Annotated in this window: 16 protein-coding genes; 7 read left to right on the top strand and 9 right to left on the bottom strand. The window is 62.6% G+C overall.

Annotation, left to right across the window (positions count from 1 at the left end; genetic code table 11):
- Positions 1–106: 106 nt before the first annotated feature.
- Positions 107–478, top strand: a complete 372-nt coding sequence (locus QWJ46_RS15485) for a VOC family protein (protein WP_302752000.1) — start codon at positions 107–109, stop codon at positions 476–478.
- A gap of 3 nt (positions 479–481) precedes the next feature.
- Entirely contained in the window at positions 482–961 is a 480-nt protein-coding gene (locus tag QWJ46_RS15480) for an EVE domain-containing protein (RefSeq protein ID WP_302751999.1), read from the top strand.
- On the opposite strand, the gene QWJ46_RS15475 is transcribed toward QWJ46_RS15480, so the two are convergent.
- From QWJ46_RS15475 to QWJ46_RS15465, 3 genes are read right to left on the bottom strand one after another with little or no spacing between them, the layout of a single operon-like run.
- Positions 950–1,831: a patatin-like phospholipase family protein gene (locus QWJ46_RS15475; protein ID WP_302751997.1), complete on the bottom strand. Its 882-nt coding sequence runs from the start codon at positions 1,829–1,831 to the stop codon at positions 950–952. The genes QWJ46_RS15480 and QWJ46_RS15475 overlap by 12 nt on opposite strands.
- A 15-nt stretch (positions 1,832–1,846) precedes the next feature.
- Positions 1,847–2,407, bottom strand: a complete 561-nt coding sequence (gene rsmD, locus QWJ46_RS15470; protein WP_302751996.1) for a 16S rRNA (guanine(966)-N(2))-methyltransferase RsmD — start codon at positions 2,405–2,407, stop codon at positions 1,847–1,849.
- Positions 2,388–4,322, bottom strand: a complete 1,935-nt coding sequence (locus QWJ46_RS15465) for a pseudouridine synthase (protein WP_302751994.1) — start codon at positions 4,320–4,322, stop codon at positions 2,388–2,390. Before QWJ46_RS15465 ends, rsmD begins: the two co-directional genes overlap by 20 nt.
- Before the next feature lie 90 nt (positions 4,323–4,412).
- Between QWJ46_RS15465 and QWJ46_RS15460 the strand changes: the two genes are divergently transcribed.
- On the top strand, positions 4,413–4,850 hold the full coding sequence (locus tag QWJ46_RS15460; protein WP_302752094.1) for a nucleoside deaminase: 438 nt from the start codon (positions 4,413–4,415) through the stop codon (positions 4,848–4,850).
- A 247-nt stretch (positions 4,851–5,097) separates the two neighbouring features.
- Here the strand turns inward: QWJ46_RS15460 and QWJ46_RS15455 are convergent, their stop codons facing one another.
- The 4 genes from QWJ46_RS15455 to QWJ46_RS15440 form a co-directional block, all read right to left on the bottom strand.
- Complete coding sequence (locus tag QWJ46_RS15455) at positions 5,098–5,727, bottom strand: hypothetical protein (RefSeq protein ID WP_064800815.1); 630 nt, start codon at positions 5,725–5,727, stop codon at positions 5,098–5,100.
- 131 nt (positions 5,728–5,858) lie between these two features.
- Positions 5,859–8,765, bottom strand: a complete 2,907-nt coding sequence (ileS, locus tag QWJ46_RS15450; protein ID WP_302751991.1) for an isoleucine--tRNA ligase — start codon at positions 8,763–8,765, stop codon at positions 5,859–5,861.
- A 284-nt stretch (positions 8,766–9,049) separates the two neighbouring features.
- Positions 9,050–10,033, bottom strand: coding sequence for a bifunctional riboflavin kinase/FAD synthetase (locus QWJ46_RS15445; RefSeq protein WP_184455195.1), 984 nt, complete (start codon positions 10,031–10,033; stop codon positions 9,050–9,052).
- A 14-nt stretch (positions 10,034–10,047) separates the two neighbouring features.
- Positions 10,048–10,896 (bottom strand): TIGR01459 family HAD-type hydrolase, encoded by an 849-nt coding sequence (locus QWJ46_RS15440; protein ID WP_302751990.1) that lies wholly within the window; start codon positions 10,894–10,896, stop codon positions 10,048–10,050.
- A gap of 354 nt (positions 10,897–11,250) precedes the next feature.
- Between QWJ46_RS15440 and groES the strand changes: the two genes are divergently transcribed.
- The 4 genes from groES (at position 11,251) to QWJ46_RS15420 (ending at position 14,311) form a co-directional block, all read left to right on the top strand.
- A complete protein-coding gene (gene groES, locus QWJ46_RS15435; RefSeq protein ID WP_004675403.1) occupies positions 11,251–11,547 on the top strand; it encodes a co-chaperone GroES in 297 nt (98 codons plus the stop codon).
- A 72-nt stretch (positions 11,548–11,619) separates the two neighbouring features.
- Positions 11,620–13,257: a chaperonin GroEL gene (gene groL / locus QWJ46_RS15430; RefSeq protein WP_302751979.1), complete on the top strand. Its 1,638-nt coding sequence runs from the start codon at positions 11,620–11,622 to the stop codon at positions 13,255–13,257.
- 28 nt (positions 13,258–13,285) lie between these two features.
- On the top strand, positions 13,286–13,648 hold the full coding sequence (locus QWJ46_RS15425) for a hypothetical protein (RefSeq protein ID WP_302751977.1): 363 nt from the start codon (positions 13,286–13,288) through the stop codon (positions 13,646–13,648).
- 216 nt (positions 13,649–13,864) lie between these two features.
- Positions 13,865–14,311 carry a hypothetical protein gene (locus QWJ46_RS15420; RefSeq protein ID WP_302751976.1) on the top strand — a complete coding sequence of 149 codons (447 nt, stop codon included), beginning with the start codon at positions 13,865–13,867 and terminating at the stop codon, positions 14,309–14,311.
- Positions 14,312–14,372: 61 nt separating this feature from the next.
- Here the strand turns inward: QWJ46_RS15420 and QWJ46_RS15415 are convergent, their stop codons facing one another.
- Together QWJ46_RS15415 and QWJ46_RS15410 are read right to left on the bottom strand one after the other, a co-directional pair.
- Positions 14,373–15,281, bottom strand: a complete 909-nt coding sequence (locus QWJ46_RS15415; protein ID WP_302751972.1) for a sigma-70 family RNA polymerase sigma factor — start codon at positions 15,279–15,281, stop codon at positions 14,373–14,375.
- On the bottom strand, positions 15,278–16,021 hold the full coding sequence (locus QWJ46_RS15410; protein WP_302751971.1) for an SDR family NAD(P)-dependent oxidoreductase: 744 nt from the start codon (positions 16,019–16,021) through the stop codon (positions 15,278–15,280). Before QWJ46_RS15410 ends, QWJ46_RS15415 begins: the two co-directional genes overlap by 4 nt.
- Between the last annotated feature and the right edge of the window lie 286 nt (positions 16,022–16,307).

Here is a 16,307-nt window from a genome sequence, read left to right as displayed (position 1 = left end):
CCGGACATGCGACGTTCGAGTGGTTCGAAACCGATGCAGACTACTGCCAGAATCTGTCAGCAGACCCCTCTAGATATCCTCCTGCCCAACACACAGGAGGCTTACCGTGATCGACAGCAACAGCATTCTGCTTTTCGTAACCGACGCGCCGAAGAGCGCCAGCTTTTATGCGCGGCTGCTCGGGCAGGATCCCGTCGAAGCCAGCCCGACCTTCGCCATGTTCATCCTGCCGTCGGGCCTGGCGCTCGGACTGTGGGGCAAGGCTGGCGTCGAGCCGGCGCCGGCTGCGGCGGGTGGCGGCTGCGACGTCGGCTTCAAGGTGGCCACAGCGGACATGGTCGATAGGCTTCACGGCGAATGGCAAGGCAAGGGCGCGGCGATCCTTCTGCCGCCGACCGATCTCGATTTCGGCCGCAGTTTTGTCGCAGCCGATCCCGACGGGCATCGTCTGCGCGTCTACAACGTGGCAGAGGACTGAGCCATGCCCCGCAGCTGGATCGCCGTCGCATCAGCAAACCATGTCCGCATCGGACGCGACGCCGGATTCATGCAAGTCTGTCATGGCAAGGCCGCTCCACTCAGGCGAAGCGCGCCAGGCGACCGCGTCATCTACTATTCCCCGACCGAAACCTTTGGCGGCAAGGATCGCCTGCAGGCGTTCACGGCCATTGGCATGATCGAGGAAACGGCGGCATATCAGGTGGAGGCTCACCCCGGCTTCCGCCCCTGGAGGCGGGATGTCGCGTGGTGGCGGGCGACGGAAACGCCGATCCGGCCACTGCTCGGTCGCCTGTCGTTCACAAACGATCGGGGCGGCTGGGGCTATCGACTGCGCTTCGGTCTCTTCGAAATCGACAATGACGATGCCGAACTCGTTGCTGAGGCGATGATGGCCGAACCCCTCATGCACGTCGCCCGGACCTGTGCAGCGGTTCCGGTGCAAGGGACGTTAGCGCTTTAGCCGCGCTTCGATTTCGCGGTCGAGAGCGAATTTCAGGTCGTCCTTGACGCCGACCGACATCGCCAGCACTTCGCGAGCCTTGAGGAAGTCCATGACCCCGGTGCGGCCGACCGTCGGGCGTAGGAAGATGTGCGGCTGGCAAAGCTTTAGCTTCAGCGAGATCGCCGTCTGCATCATCAGCTGACCGGAACCGAAGATGCTTTCCATGCGGTTCGGGATATGGGTGCCGTCGCCTTCCGGGGCGCCGACGACGTCGATGCCGACGACGATGTCGGCGAGATCCATCAGGCATTCATAAGGCACGGGATTGCTGATGCCGCCATCGATCATCACGCGGCCGCGCAGGCGCACCGGCATGAAAACGGCGGGGATGGAGGAAGAGGCGGCGAGTGCCGGAAACAGCTCGCCCTCTTCGATGATGACCTCGTTCTGGCCGTAATAATCTGTGGTGATCACCTTCATTGGCACCAGCAGATCGCCAAAGCGGGCGGGCAGTTCGGACGGCAGGAAGGCTTTGAGGATCCGTTCCAGATTGAACTGGCCGATGCGAATGCCTTTAGCCACCGCATCGCGCACCGTTGTCGGCCTCATCCCCCAGATGCGGGCGACGACGGCCGTCTTGTTGCCGACGGTCGCCAGCGCATGCTCACGGATTTCGGCACCGGACATGCCGGCGGCCATGCCCGCCCCCATAATCGCGCCGATCGACGAACCCGCGATCGCCACCGGGCGGATGCCGAGTTCGTCGAGGGTTTCGATGATGTGGATATGGGACAGGCCGCGCGCGCCGCCGCCGCCGAAGGCGACAGCGACTGTCGGCATATCGCTGATCGCAGGCAGTTTCGGACTGATGATCTCTGCCTGCTGCACGCCCCGCCCCTGCGCCTATTGCGGCTGATATCGGAAGAAATGCACCCTCGTATCGCCAAAGATACGGCTTTCGAGGAAAACATAGGAAGGATGGACCGAAACGACAATGTCGGCGCGTTCTTCGAGCACCGCGATCGCCCCTGGCCGCAGCCAGCCGCCAACGGCGGCCGCCGCCATCGCCTTTTCGCCGAGGCCCTTGCCATAGGGCGGGTCGGCAAAGAGCACATCGAAAGGCTCGAGATTGCCGACGCTGCCAAGATCGGTCGCATCGCGGCGCAGGATGCGGGTGCGGCCGTGCAGGCCGAGCGCATCGATGTTTTCCCAGAGCAGCGCCCTGCCCTCGACGCTGTTTTCGACGAAGAGCGCATGACGACAGCCGCGCGAGACAGCTTCGAGGCCGACGGCGCCGGTTCCGGCAAAAAGATCAAGAATCCGGGTGCCGTCGACGCATTCCGGATAGGCGTGGCTCAATATATTGAACAGGCTCTCGCGCGTCCGGTCGGCAGTCGGCCGGATGTCGCTGGATTTTGGCACGGCGAGAGGCCGTCCGCGAAACTCACCGCCGACGATCCGCACCGCGCGTCATTCCCTTTCCTCTCGCACCACCTCTGGACGAGCCGCCAGCGGGCCTATCGCCGCCCGGCCTGTCACCGCCCGGCTTCCCACTCTTCGGCTTGCCGGAAAAATTCTTGGGCCCGCCGGGCTTGGCGCCAAAGCTCTTGCCGCGCGGCTTCTCGCCCGGGGCCTTGTCGCCGAACGACCGCTCGCCGCGCGGACGCTCGGAACGCCCCTCGCCGGCAAAGCTTCTGGCTGTCCGCGGGCGCTCGTCACCCTCCTCGCGCGGCTTGCGATCGCCACGCGGCTTGCCGGCGAAAGGTCGATCGCCACGCGACGGACGATCGCCGAACGGGCGGTCGCTGCGCGGACGCTCAGAACGGCCCTCGCCGGTGGAGGCTCTGGCGGCGCGAGGACGCTCATCACCATCGGCACGCGACCTGCGGTCGCCGCGCGGCTTGTCGCCGAAAGGCCGGTCGCCACGCGAACGCTCCGCACGGCCTTCGCCACGCGCCGGGCGGTCGCCATAACCGCGGTCTTCGCGGGCCGGGCGATCGCCGAACGAGCGCTTGCGGCCGCGGCTTTCGCCCTCATCCTTGCGGTGGGGCTGCTCGCTCGAGCGGATCCATTCGCCGTCCTCCTCGCGCACACGATTGATCTGCGTGCGCGGGCGATCCTCGATATGGTGAAAACCGGTGCCCTTTGCCGGCGTCTGCTCGCCGCGCCGGCGCGCGGTCTGCTCATTCTTGGCGGCTTTCGCCGCAGCCTTTTCGCCGAGCGGCCGGGCGCCGGGCGCCATCCAGACATTGGCGCTGCGGCGCGGGCCGAGCGGCTGGGGACGTTTCGGCTTGTCATCGTCGAAGCGGCGGCCATCGCGGCGGTCATCATCTCTACGCCCGCCACCGCGACGATCGTCGCGCTTGGTGTCAAGGCGGCTCAGCGCCCGTTCGCGCTTGTCCTCGTCGCGGCGTGGACGCTGTTCGCGCTTTTCCGGGGCTGCGGGTTCAGCTTCTTCCTCGGCGGCAACGGCGGGCGCATTGTAAATCGGCGCGTCGAAATTCGCCTTGGCTTCCTCGATCAGGCGCGGCCCGAGCTGGTCGCGAAGCGTGCGGCCGCGCACTTCGATGACATGGCCTTCCGGCAAGTCGCCGAGCTGGAACGGGCCGTAGGATATGCGGATCAGACGGTTGACGTCGAGGCCGAGAGCGCCGAGGACGTTCTTGATTTCTCGGTTCTTGCCTTCGCGAAGGCCCATGGTGATCCAGACGTTCGAGCCCTGCGTGCGGTCGAGCGTCGCCTCGATCGAACCGTAGAGCACGCCGTCGACGGCAATGCCGTCCTTCAGCTTGTCGAGCGCTTCCTGGTCGATCTCACCATGGGCGCGGACGCGGTAGCGCCGGAGCCAACCGGTCGCGGGCAGTTCGAGGGCGCGGGCGAGACCGCCGTCATTGGTGAGCAGCAGCAGGCCTTCGGTGTTGATGTCGAGACGGCCGATCGACATAACGCGCGGTAGCTCTTCCGGCAGATTGTCGAAGACGGTCGCACGGCCTTCCGGATCGGCATTGGTGGTCACGAGGCCTGCCGGCTTGTGATAGAGCCAGAGCCTGGTGCGCTCGATGCCGCGGATCGGCACGCCGTCGACCTCGATACGGTCGGCAAGCGTGACGTTGACGACGGGGGTTTCGAGAACCGTGCCGTTCAGCGTCACACGGCCTTCCATGATCATGCGCTCGATGTCGCGGCGGGAGGCGACGCCTGCGCGCGCCATCACCTTGGAAATGCGTTCGGCCTTGGTGTCGCTGTCGGTTTCGGCCGCCGGACGCGCGGCTGCAGCCTTCGCCGGCTTCGCGCCGCCCGCCTTCGGACCGACCTTCGGCCTGATATCCCGTGAAAGGGGCTTCGCGCCCGGGCGTTTTGGCTTGTCTTTAGGTGTCATTTGCTGTTTGCCTGCCTTTTGGGCCTGTCTATCAGGTCACGCATCTGCGGTTAAGTGGAAATTCGTGCGATCGTGAAGACAAATCGTTTCATGGAGATGGCGCTTGAAGAAGCGCGCGCCGCCGGAGAACGCGGCGAAGTGCCGATCGGCGCGGTCATCGTTGTCGACGATATTGCCGTTTCACGCTCGGGAAATCGCACGCGCGAGCTCAAAGACGTCACCGCGCACGCCGAAATCGCCGCAATCCGGCTGGCCTGCGAGGCGCTTGGGCAGGAACGCCTTGTCGGCGCTGATCTCTATGTGACGCTCGAGCCTTGCACCATGTGCGCGGCAGCCATCTCGTTTGCGCGCATCCGCCGGCTCTATTACGGCGCCGAGGATCCGAAGGGCGGCGCCGTCGACCACGGCGTGCGATTCTATACGCAACCGACCTGCCATCACGCGCCCGAGGTCTATTCGGGAATCAATGAGGTGCAGTCGGCCGAGATCTTGCGGAGATTTTTTGCGGAACGGAGAGAGGCGCCGTAGTCCCACGCCCGTGCGCGGTCATGCTCAACCTTTTGAAAACGCCTCCCCAACCCCTCCCCACAAGGGGGAGGGACTAAGCTGCAGTCCCTGGCGGCGATCAAAAGGAAAGCTCTTGCCGGCTGTTAACGTTCAACGATTGATACGATGGATATTATATGTGGCGGTGCGGCAGGTTAGCCCCTCCCCCTTGTGGGGAGGGGTTGGGGAGGGGTGAGCGCCAGCCGATGAGGGGCTGGTCGACAAACCGCTACTGCAGGAAGTTCCACCACTGCTTGCCGGAATTGGCGATCGCCGCATCCTTCTTGCGCTTCTTCTGCTTCTTGAGCTCGGGCTCGCCGACGTCGTCGAGCTTTGCCGGGTCGTCGACGGTGCGGTAACCGGGCGGCGGATCGGAAATATAGCGGCGCTGATCGACATAGGAGCCCTTCTGCAGGGCGCGGGCCTCGCGATAGGCCTGGGTCTGGGCTTCGGTCGTGCGCCGGCCGCCTTCGATGGCGGAGCTTGCCAGCGGCGAGCGGTAATTCGGATTGTCCGAATTGGCGTCAGCCTCGGAAACGAGGCGGGCGCGGGTCTCCTCCGGCGATTCAAGCCATTGCGGGTTGTCCTTGTTGGCCACCGTCGGCTGCGGCGCGATGAGGGTTTCGCGCTGGCCCTCGGCCGGCAGCACCAGCGTCGGACGCGGCGTATATTTGACGCCCTTATTCTTCGGTTCCGGTCCGGTCAGCGACACGGACTGGCCGAGGTCGTCGGTCAGCTGCTCCATGGCGGTCTTGTCGGTGCCGTAGGTCGGGCTGCTGGCGCAGCCGGACACAAGGGAGCATCCCGCCATGACAACAGACAGGCAGGCGCCTACACGGAACCAATGCGTTGCGAACATGAAAACCCTTCCAGCCACCGGTGCAATCGTCGCCCTACCGGACAACCGTCCCCCTGACGCAAAAATCCGGCCATTTTCAGGCAGCTTTTACCGGATGAACGCCTCAAAGGCAATTCACCCGGCAAATATCTTCAGGCGCGGATGCCGAGTTCGCGCAAGGCGGCGGCGTCGCGCGCCGAGACGTCGGGATAATCCGGATCGGAACCGACATCGGTGGTGATGCGCCAGGAACGGGCGCATTTGACACCTTCGGCAAGCTTCGGCACGACGGCGACGTCAGGCACCTCGGCCAGGCGGAAGGCGTCGGCCGGGCCGGCATCCGTCTTGATCGTGATGCCAGAGGTGATGCAGACTTCGCTGAAATCCTGGCCCTCGAGCGCCTTGCGAAGCGCCGCGTCGGCGACATGCACGACCGGAGCCGCCTCGAGCGAGGAACCGATGCGCTTGTCCTTGCGCTCGATTTCAAGCGCGCCGGTGACGACGCTGCGGATCGCGCGGATCTTCCTCCACTTTTCTGCCAGCGCATCGTTGCGCCATTCCTTTGCGACCGGGGCGAACTGCTCCAGATGCACCGAGACGGCCGAGGGATTGCGCGAGAGCCATGCCTCTTCCGTCGTAAACGGCAGCATCGGCGCAAGCCAGGTCACCACGCAATCGAAGATCATGCGGATGACATAGAGCGCCGAGCGGCGGCGCATGCTGGAGGGCGCATCGCAATAGAGCGCATCCTTGCGAACGTCGAAGTAGAAGGCCGAGAGCTCGACATTGGCAAAGTCGATCAATGCGCGGGCGATCTTCTTGAAGTCGAAGGCATCATAGTTCTCGCGCACGAGCTGATCGAGCTCGGAGAGACGGTGCAGCATCAGCTGCTCCAGCTCCGGCAGATCGGCAAGCGCAATGACCTCGCCCTTGTCGTGGGCGAGCGTTCCGAGCATCCAGCGGATGGTGTTGCGCAGCTTGCGATAGGCATCGACATTGGTCTGGATGATCGTCTTGCCGACGCGGAGATCATCGGCATAGTCCGAGGTCATGACCCAGAGACGCAGGATGTCGGCGCCGGCATCCTTCATCACTTCCTGCGGCGCTGTGACGTTGCCCTTCGACTTCGACATCTTCTCACCCTTCTCGTCCATGGTGAAACCATGGGTGAGAACGGCTTCGTAAGGGGCGCGGCCGCGGGTGGCAGCCGATTCCAAGAGCGAGGAATGGAACCAGCCGCGATGCTGGTCGGACCCTTCGAGATAGAGATCGGCCGGCCATTTCAGGTCGGGGCGGTCCTCCAGGGTGAAGGTGTGCGTCGAGCCCGAGTCGAACCAGACGTCGAGGATATCCATGACCTGCGTCCACTTGGCCGGATCATGCTCGTTACCAAGGAAACGCTCCTTGGCGCCTTCGGCAAACCAGGCGTCTGCGCCCTCGACGTCGAAGGCATTGAGGATGCGCTGGTTGACGGCCTCGTCCTTCAGGACCTCGCCCTGCTCATCCACAAAGACGCAGATCGGCACACCCCATGCTCTTTGGCGCGAGAGAACCCAGTCCGGGCGCTGCTCGATCATCGCACGCAGACGGTTCTGGCCAGCGGCCGGCACGAAGCGGGTGTCGTCGATCGCGCCGAGGGCCCGGCTGCGCAGCGTCGTCCCATCCGGCAGGGTCTTGTCCATATAGACGAACCACTGCGGCGTATTGCGGAAGATCACCGGCTTCTTCGAACGCCAGGAATGCGGATACTGATGCTTCAGACGGCCGCGGGCAAAGAGTGCGTTAAGTTCGATCAGCGCCTTGATGACGCGATCATTGGCATCGCCCTTCTTGCCATTGTCGTCGATAACACGTGCGCCTTCCAGGCCGGGAGCGTCAGCGGTGTAGAAGCCGCCGTCATCGACCGGGAACGGGATCTTGGTCTCGATGCCGCGCGCCTCGATCTCACGGGCATGCGCCGTCCAGACGTCAAAGTCTTCGCGGCCGTGGCTGGGTGCGGTGTGCACGAAACCGGTACCGGCATCGTCAGTGACATGGTCGCCTTCGAGCAGCGGCACGACAAATTCGTAACCGCCTTCCAGGCCCTTGAGCGGATGTGCGCAGGCCATGCCGGCGAGATCGGCAGCCGTGACATCGGCTAGGCGCCGGTACTGCAGCTTCGCCTTGGCAAAGGATTCCTCAGCCAACTTGTCGGCGAAAACAAGCTTCTCGCCCGGACGCGGGCCAAAATCATTCTCGGCAGCCGTGACTTCGTAAAGGCCATAGGCTACGCGTGAGGAATAGGCGACCGCGCGGTTGCCGGGGATCGTCCATGGCGTAGTCGTCCAGATGACGACGAAGGCGTCCTTGACGCCGTCAGGCCCTTTCGCGACCGGGAATTTCACCCAGATCGTGTCGCTCTCATAGTCGTGGTACTCGACCTCGGCTTCGGCAAGCGCGGTGCGCTCGACGACCGACCACATGATCGGCTTGGAGCCGCGGTAGAGCTGGCCGCTTGCAGCGATCTTCAGGAGTTCACCGGCGATGCGGCTTTCCGCATGGAAGTTCATCGTCAGATACGGGTTTTCGAAGTCGCCGACGATGCCGAGGCGCTGGAACTCGTCGCCCTGGACCTTGATCCACTTCTCGGCATAAGCGCGGCATTCGCGGCGAAATTCGATCATCGCCGACGGCTCGGTCAGATCAGGCTTGGCCTTGCCCTTGGCGCGGTAGTTCTCCTCCTCGATCTTCCATTCGATCGGCAGGCCGTGGCAATCCCAGCCGGGCACATAATTGGCGTCATAGCCGCGCATCTGGAACGAACGGTTGATGACGTCCTTGAGGATCTTGTTCAGCGCATGGCCGATATGGATGTTGCCATTGGCATAGGGCGGGCCGTCATGCAGGACGAATTTCTCGCGACCGGCGGCTGAGGCGCGCAGTTTCTTGTAGAGGTCCATCTTCTGCCAGCGGGCAACGAGCTCCGGCTCCTTCTGCGGCAGACCGGCGCGCATCGGGAAATCGGTTTCAGGCAGATAGAGGGTCTTCGAGTAATCGATCTTTTCGGCTGTTTCGGTCATGTGTGACAATCGTTTCTGGCGGCCCAGGGAGGGGCGCAACGGACGTGAAAATAGGTGGCGGCGGAAGCGCCTGCTCGCAAGCGCCGAAAACCCGGACCTCCCGGCCGCTTAGCGCGCGCGGAAGGCCGGGCCGATAATTCGTATCGTGATCGCCAGCCGAAATTTCGTCATAGCGCCGGTTCATAGGCGTTTTTGCCGGGAAAAGGAAGAGAAGAAATCGCAGGCCGGGCAATCCAGGTCAGGGCCGATTCCGCCTATGCGGAATATCCCGAGCTGTGACGAACTCAGGCGAAACACAGTTTCCGATCGAGTTCGCCGAGCGGCACGACGCCCGCCAACAGCGCCCTCGCCTCTGCCTCGTCGCGCTTGATCTGGGCGACGAGCGGATCGAGGCCGTCGAATTTCAGTTCAGGCCTGATATAGCCGAAGAAGGAGACGGCGCAGAGCTGGCCGTAGAGATCGCCGTGAAAATCGAATAGATAGGTTTCGAGCAGCGGCGCGCCGTTTTCGGTGACGGTCGGCCGGCGGCCGTAGCTGGCGACGGCATCATGGAGCGTTCCGTCCTGGCGGCGGAAGCGGACCGCGTAGATGCCGGCGGCGAGTTCGGCCTCGGGCGGCAGGCGCATGTTGGCGGTGGGAAAACCGAGCTGGCGGCCGAGCTTTTCGCCGTCGATCACCTCGGCTTCGACGGTATAGCGGTAGCCCAGCATGCCGGCGGCTTCGCTGACATTACCGTCCTTCAGCAGCGCCCGGATGTGGCTCGAAGAGACGACGTCGGCGTTCTCGTCGCGGAAGGCGTCGATCAGGGTGACGCCGAAACCATAGGTCTGGCCGGCATTCATCAGAAAGGCAGGACCGCCTTCGCGACCGCGACCGAAATGGAAATCGAAGCCGGTGACGACTTCGGAGGCGGCGAGCCAATCCTTCAGGATCGAATCGATGAAATCGTCGGCCGAGCGCTGCGAAAATTCATAGTCGAAGGGATATTCGATGACCGCATTGAAACCGAGGGTTTCCAGGATGCGGGCCTTGAGCGGCGCGGGCGTCAGGCGGAAGACCGGCGTCTGCGGCCGGAACACCGTGCGCGGATGCGGCTCGAAGGTCAGCACCAGGGCAGGAATGCCGCGCGCCTTGGCGATCTCGAGCGCGCGGTTCAGCACCGACTGATGGCCGCGATGGACGCCGTCGAAATTGCCGATGGCAATGACCCCGCCCTTGAGATGGGCAGGCAAGGGTTCGCGGGTTTCATTGCGGTGGAAGACGGTCATCGGCTGGCTTCTCTTCATGCAAGGCGCGGCATCCACCACTTCGGCGCAGCCTTCTCCCGATCGAGATAGGCGTTGAGGATCGCCTCGTCGGTCTCACCGTTCAAGGTGTATTCCTTGGCGTGGATACCGCCGCTGATGTAGAGAAGATCGAGGCCGAAATTCAAGGCCCCGCGCACATCCGTCGGCATGCCGTCGCCGATCGCCAGCACGCGGTCGGTGGAAAATTCGCCGCGAAGCTCGCGGGCGGCCGAAAGCGTCGCTTCGTAGATCGGCCGGTGCGGCTTGCCGGCAATGCGGGTTTTGCCGCCGAGCTGCTCGTAATAGGCGGCCATGGCGCCGGCGCAGGGGATGATGCGATGGCCGCGCTCGACGACGAGATCGGGATTGGCGCAGATCATCGGCACGTCGCGCGCCTGGAAATCGAGGAGCATGTCAGTGTAATCCTCGGGCTTCTCGGTCTCGTCGTCGAAAAAGCCGGTGCAGACGAGCGATTGCGCTTCACCCGCCGGCCGGCGCTCGACGCCTATGCCTTCGAGAAGCGCCTTGTCGCGCTCGGGGCCGAGCAGAAAGACCGTTTTCGGCCCCTCGGAGATCAGCCCGCGGGTGACATCGCCCGAGGTGACGATTCGATCATAGGCGCCGTCGGGGACCCCGATATGGCGCAACTGCTCGACCACCTGCCAGGAAAGGCGCGGCGAATTGGTGATCAGCACGACGGCAAGGCCGCTCTCACGCGCCACTTGAAGGGCGGCGGCAGCCTTTGGAAACGGATCGACGCCGTTGTGAACCACGCCCCAGACGTCGCAGAGCACCACGTCGTAGTGAGCTGATATCTGCGAGAAGTTTTCTATCCGCCTGGCCATTCCGATTTCCCGATTTGCTTCAGTCACCGGTGACATTGCAAAGGCGCAAGGCGATGGCAAGGCATTTTCTCTTCACCTTGACAGACAAGACCCTCCGGCAGTCCCCAGCAAGAGCGGACGGCAAGGTCCTGCGACGTTGCCAAACGCAAAGGCCGGACAAGATTTCGGCGGCAATCTCCGATAATTCGTCGCCTCTTCACAATTCCGGCACAAAAATTCGTGATTGCTCTCATTGACTCCTCTCGGAGCCATCCCTAAATGCTCGAGCGCTAGCACTCACCTTAGAGGAGTGCTAACACTTATCCATGTGGACCGCTCCGGTCCGCGAATGTCATTCGATCGAGGGATTAGACAATGGCAAGCACCAATTTCCGTCCGCTTCACGACCGCGTCGTCGTTCGTCGCGTCGAGTCCGAAGAAAAGACCAAGGGCGGCATCATCATTCCCGACACCGCCAAGGAAAAGCCGCAGGAAGGCGAAATCGTCGCCGTCGGCTCCGGCGCTCGTGACGAGTCCGGCAAGGTCGTGGCGCTCGACGTCAAGGCTGGCGACCGCGTTCTGTTCGGCAAGTGGTCCGGCACTGAAGTCAAGATCAACGGCGAAGACCTTCTGATCATGAAGGAAGCCGACATCATGGGCATCATCGGCTGATCGGCCGATCCGCTTTCCCGAAATGGCTGATGGGCTTCTTGCCCGAACAAATCGAATTCAGGAGTCACAAACATGGCAGCTAAAGAAATCAAGTTTGGCCGCACCGCGCGCGAAAAGATGCTGCGCGGCGTCGACATTCTCGCCGATGCAGTGAAGGTCACGCTCGGCCCGAAGGGTCGTAACGTCATCATCGACAAGTCCTTCGGCGCTCCGCGCATCACCAAGGACGGCGTCTCGGTCGCCAAGGAAATCGAACTCGAAGACAAGTTCGAAAACATGGGCGCCCAGATGGTCCGCGAAGTCGCTTCGAAGACCAACGACATCGCCGGTGACGGCACCACGACTGCAACCGTTCTCGCCCAGGCGATCGTTCGCGAAGGCGCCAAGGCCGTTGCCGCCGGCATGAACCCGATGGACCTGAAGCGCGGCATCGATCTCGCCGTTGCCGAAGTCGTCAAGGATCTTCAGGCCAAGGCCAAGAAGATCAACACCTCGGAAGAAGTCGCCCAGGTCGGCACGATCTCCGCAAACGGCGAACGTCAGGTCGGTCTCGACATTGCAGAAGCCATGCAGAAGGTCGGCAACGAAGGCGTCATCACGGTTGAAGAAGCCAAGACCGCCGAAACCGAACTCGAAGTCGTCGAAGGCATGCAGTTCGACCGCGGCTACCTCAGCCCCTACTTCGTCACCAACCCGGAAAAGATGATCGCCGACCTCGAAGACGTCTTCATTCTCCTCCACGAGAAGAAGCTGTCGAACCTGCAGTCGATGCTGCCGGTTCTCGAAGCCGTCGTCCAGACCGGCAAGCCGCTCCTCATCATCGCTGAAGACGTCGAAGGCGAAGCTCTTGCTACGCTCGTCGTCAACAAGCTGCGTGGCGGCCTCAAGATCGCTGCCGTCAAGGCGCCTGGCTTCGGCGACCGCCGCAAGGCCATGCTCGAAGACATCGCCATCCTGACCGGCGGCACCGTCATCTCCGAAGACCTCGGCATCAAGCTCGAGAGCGTCACGCTCGACATGCTGGGCCGTGCCAAGAAGGTCTCGATCTCCAAGGAAAACACCACGATCGTCGACGGTTCGGGCGCCAAGTCCGACATCGAAGGCCGTGTTGCCCAGATCAAGGCGCAGATCGAAGAAACCACCTCCGACTACGACCGCGAGAAGCTGCAGGAACGTCTTGCCAAGCTCGCCGGCGGCGTTGCCGTCATCCGGGTCGGCGGCTCGACGGAAGTCGAAGTCAAGGAAAAGAAGGACCGCATCGACGACGCCCTCAACGCGACGCGCGCTGCCGTTCAGGAAGGCATCGTACCGGGCGGCGGCGTTGCCCTGCTGCGCTCTTCCGTCAAGATCACCTCCAAGGGTATCAATGACGACCAGGAAGCCGGCATCAACATCGTTCGCCGCGCTCTGCAGGCTCCGGCCCGCCAGATCGCTGAAAACGCAGGTGACGAAGCTTCGATCGTTGTCGGCAAGATCCTCGACAAGGATCAGGACAACTACGGCTACAACGCCCAGACCGGCGAATATGGCGACATGATCGGCATGGGCATCATCGACCCGGTCAAGGTCGTTCGCACCGCCCTGCAGGATGCCGCTTCCGTCGCATCGCTGCTGATCACCACCGAAGCCATGATCGCCGAGCTGCCGAAGAAGGACGCTCCGGCTATGCCGGGCGGCATGGGCGGCATGGGTGGAATGGACATGATGTGATAGGCCAAAGGCCTTTCGCACATCGTCCATGAAACTGGACAGGAAGGGCGGCCCCCGGGTCGCTCTTTTCTTTTGGCTGCTGCGATTCGATCCGTTGCGCACTATTTTATGCCGTGCAGCGCGTCAGCCGACCTCGAAGCTTTCGTCAAGCTTGCGTCACCGCTTATTTTCAATCCCGGAAAACGGGTGGAGGAGGTCGGATCATGGCGTCGTCTGCTGTGCACCATCGGGTGAAAATGTCTTTGAAGTGCCAAAAACAGCGATTCTTGCTGCTTTTCCGGCGAAACGGCCGGGCGGAATGCGGGAGCCTCTAGAAAATAGCGGCCGAACCGTCTCTGAAAAAGGCATTGCCGTTTGTTTAAAAGCTCCTATAAATCCGCGCAGCAATTGACGTGCGCCCCGGCGATAATTTTCGCCCTCAAACGAGGCCGGAGCGCGAAAAAGCGACGCCAGAACGTTCGGTTTGAAGGCTCCGTTTCGGAAGCCCGATGGCTGTGGCGATGAGCGGCGAATGCCGGCGCGGACATAATGTCCGCTGCTACATGATCCTGTTTCTTGTGTTTGACGTGCGTGCGGCGGAGGAGCCGCATCCGAACTGGGGAACGCCTTGTTTAAGATCGCCAAAGCCAATGCAGCCGTGCCTTTGATGACCGGCTCGATGAACGACAACCATCAAAATCACCAGATGCTGGCGCAGTTGTCGGTTTCCGAAAGCTGGACCGGAGATTTTTCGAGCGGGCTGATCCGTCTCGGCAAATGGAGCGCGATGCTGCACGGCCTCACCGCCGAGGAATGCGGGCTGCTGAACCTGATCCGCTGCTACGATAGCAAGGATCGCGCCCGCGTGCTGGAACTGTTCGAGCAGGCGGCAACGCACTGCTCCTCCTTCTGCTTTTCAACGACGATCATCATGCCGAATGGCTTGCGCCAGCCGCTGTTCTGCATGGGCGAGTCGAACGGGCTCGAGGAGAAATACAGCGGCAGCATGACCGGCGTCTTCATCTTTCCTCGCTTCAAGCTCGAAGGCGCAAGGCAGATCACGAGCCGGCAATAAGACCGGCGACGCGAGATAAAGGCCGCCTCAGGGCTCAGCCACTAACGTAAACGAGTATCGGTTACTGCGATTCGGCCGGTATGACATCAGCACCATCCATGACATAGGTCGCGTAGCGATGGTCGCGGATCAGGCTTATCTTTCGCTCCCGCCACTCGAGTAGCATGAAATAGGAAGGACCGGCCGATGGTTCGGCCGATACCAGGAATATTTCCCGGCCTTCCAGCCAGGCCGGTTCGACCCTGACCCGCGGATATTCGGCATAATAGGTGAAAAATCGACCGACGTCGGCGGCACCGGAGATTTCCGGCCGTCGCGCCTGGCGAAGCCGAACATCGTCTGCCAGCAAGCGACGTAGCGCGTCCCAATCTTGAGCGTTGAAGAGCGCTGCAAAGTTCAGGGCCTCGGGACTTGGCGACGGCGCAACCTCGGACCGCACGTCGGAGATCGCGCGCAATCTCGCCCTACCGCGCGACAGATGGGCCTTGACGGCATCGACACTCAGTTCCAGCAGCGATGCGATATCCGCAAGCGACTCCCCCAACACATCCTTGAGGATCACCGCGCTGCGTTGCGGCACCGGCAATTCTGCAAAATGACCCAGGGCGACCCGCACCGTGTCCCGCCGGATCAGCGCGTCCTCCGGGCCGACGGCGCTGATATCGGCCAGATCAAAGGCCATCTCAAGCGGCTCCGACCGGCGCGTACCGCGCTGGCGCAGGGCATCTATGGCTCGATTGTGGACGATGCGAAATAGCCACGGTCGCAGCGGCGTGCCCGTTGGGATCGAGCCAGCGGTCGCAAATACCCTGGCAAACGCGTCCTGAACCACGTCCTCGCCGTCGATCACCGAACCCACCAGACGAGCAGCATAACGATGCAGTTGGGGGCGAAGCGCGTCCGCTTCCCTGGCCAGGTCTGCAAGCAGAGTTTTCCTCTCTTCAGTCCCCAGAGCTGGGTCTTTCGTCATTCGATGACCGTCACACCCGTATCCCCACGCACGGCATAGACCATGGCCTCAGCGAGGCCGGAATCGCCGATCAGTTCGGCGACCGTATCACCGAAAGCCCGCGGCGTCATGTCCGGCCAGGTGGCGGCCTGTTCGGCAAATGTACGACCCGCCTTCGCAGCATAGGCCCCGATTCCGGTATCGCCCACACCAGTTCCAACGAACATCTGCCGGGGAACGATGACCCGGAACCGCAAACCCAGGCCGAGTTCCGCCGACAAGTCGTCGGCATATTTTGCAATGAACCACTGCGCGCGCTTGGCGCCGGCATAACCTCCCGATAGCGGCGACCCCTGCACGGCGGCTCCGCTGGAGACCAGCACGACGAGCCCGCCCGGCGCCATTGGCAAGGTCAGGGTAGCCTGTACCCAATGCAGCGCGGCCTTGACGTCTACATTCCAGTTGGTCGTGAATGCCTCCCAGCCAATCCGGTCGATCCGCTCCATGGGCGGTTTCGCACCGGCATTCATGATGACGACATCAGGTCGCGTCTGCTCCATGATCCGCCACGCCGCGTCGGCATCAGTTGCATCGGCCGATATGGCGGTGACGGCCAGTTGCTCAGCCGGCCCCTGCACAGCCGTCGCGTTTCGGGCGACCACGGTGACTTCGGCCGCGCGAGCAAGGAATGCCTCGGCAAGTCCACTCCCCAAGCCGCGGCTCCCGCCGACGACCACAATTCGCTTTCCTTCCAGATCCATTTCTCAGTCCTCGTTCATTCGACCGCTCGACGACGGTCGCAACAACGACGGTTCAAGGAGGTGAAAAGAGTCATCGCCATCTGCGATTTGTGGAAGCCAGCGTCAAAAAAGTCTGGCTCGACCGAATGCCGCCGTGATTGCGGTCGCCAGCCGAAGCGGATCGCTCCCTTGATACGGGGTTGCTTATTCCGGTTGACCTATCGCGCCGATCCTCCACATCTGAGGCGATCCCGAATTTCGGCCGATGCGGGTTCTTGCAAAGGTTGACGTTCACTCCCCGGAAGGG

This window comes from Rhizobium sp. CBN3 (assembly GCF_030518245.1).
Classification (GTDB): Bacteria; Pseudomonadota; Alphaproteobacteria; order Rhizobiales; family Rhizobiaceae; genus Rhizobium; species Rhizobium aethiopicum_A.
This window is presented reverse-complemented; position numbering and strand designations above follow the sequence as displayed.

Coding starts and splice junctions, on each gene's coding strand:
- QWJ46_RS15445 (WP_184455195.1), bottom strand. CDS start 10,033: ATGACCGTCTTCCACCGCAATGAAACCCGCGAACCCTTGCCTGCCCAT.
- QWJ46_RS15440 (WP_302751990.1), bottom strand. CDS start 10,896: ATGGCCAGGCGGATAGAAAACTTCTCGCAGATATCAGCTCACTACGAC.
- QWJ46_RS15465 (WP_302751994.1), bottom strand. CDS start 4,322: ATGACACCTAAAGACAAGCCAAAACGCCCGGGCGCGAAGCCCCTTTCA.
- QWJ46_RS15415 (WP_302751972.1), bottom strand. CDS start 15,281: ATGACGAAAGACCCAGCTCTGGGGACTGAAGAGAGGAAAACTCTGCTT.
- QWJ46_RS15425 (WP_302751977.1), top strand. CDS start 13,286: ATGAAACTGGACAGGAAGGGCGGCCCCCGGGTCGCTCTTTTCTTTTGG.
- QWJ46_RS15480 (WP_302751999.1), top strand. CDS start 482: ATGCCCCGCAGCTGGATCGCCGTCGCATCAGCAAACCATGTCCGCATC.
- QWJ46_RS15460 (WP_302752094.1), top strand. CDS start 4,413: ATGGAGATGGCGCTTGAAGAAGCGCGCGCCGCCGGAGAACGCGGCGAA.
- groL (WP_302751979.1), top strand. CDS start 11,620: ATGGCAGCTAAAGAAATCAAGTTTGGCCGCACCGCGCGCGAAAAGATG.
- groES (WP_004675403.1), top strand. CDS start 11,251: ATGGCAAGCACCAATTTCCGTCCGCTTCACGACCGCGTCGTCGTTCGT.
- ileS (WP_302751991.1), bottom strand. CDS start 8,765: ATGACCGAAACAGCCGAAAAGATCGATTACTCGAAGACCCTCTATCTG.
- QWJ46_RS15455 (WP_064800815.1), bottom strand. CDS start 5,727: ATGTTCGCAACGCATTGGTTCCGTGTAGGCGCCTGCCTGTCTGTTGTC.
- QWJ46_RS15410 (WP_302751971.1), bottom strand. CDS start 16,021: ATGGATCTGGAAGGAAAGCGAATTGTGGTCGTCGGCGGGAGCCGCGGC.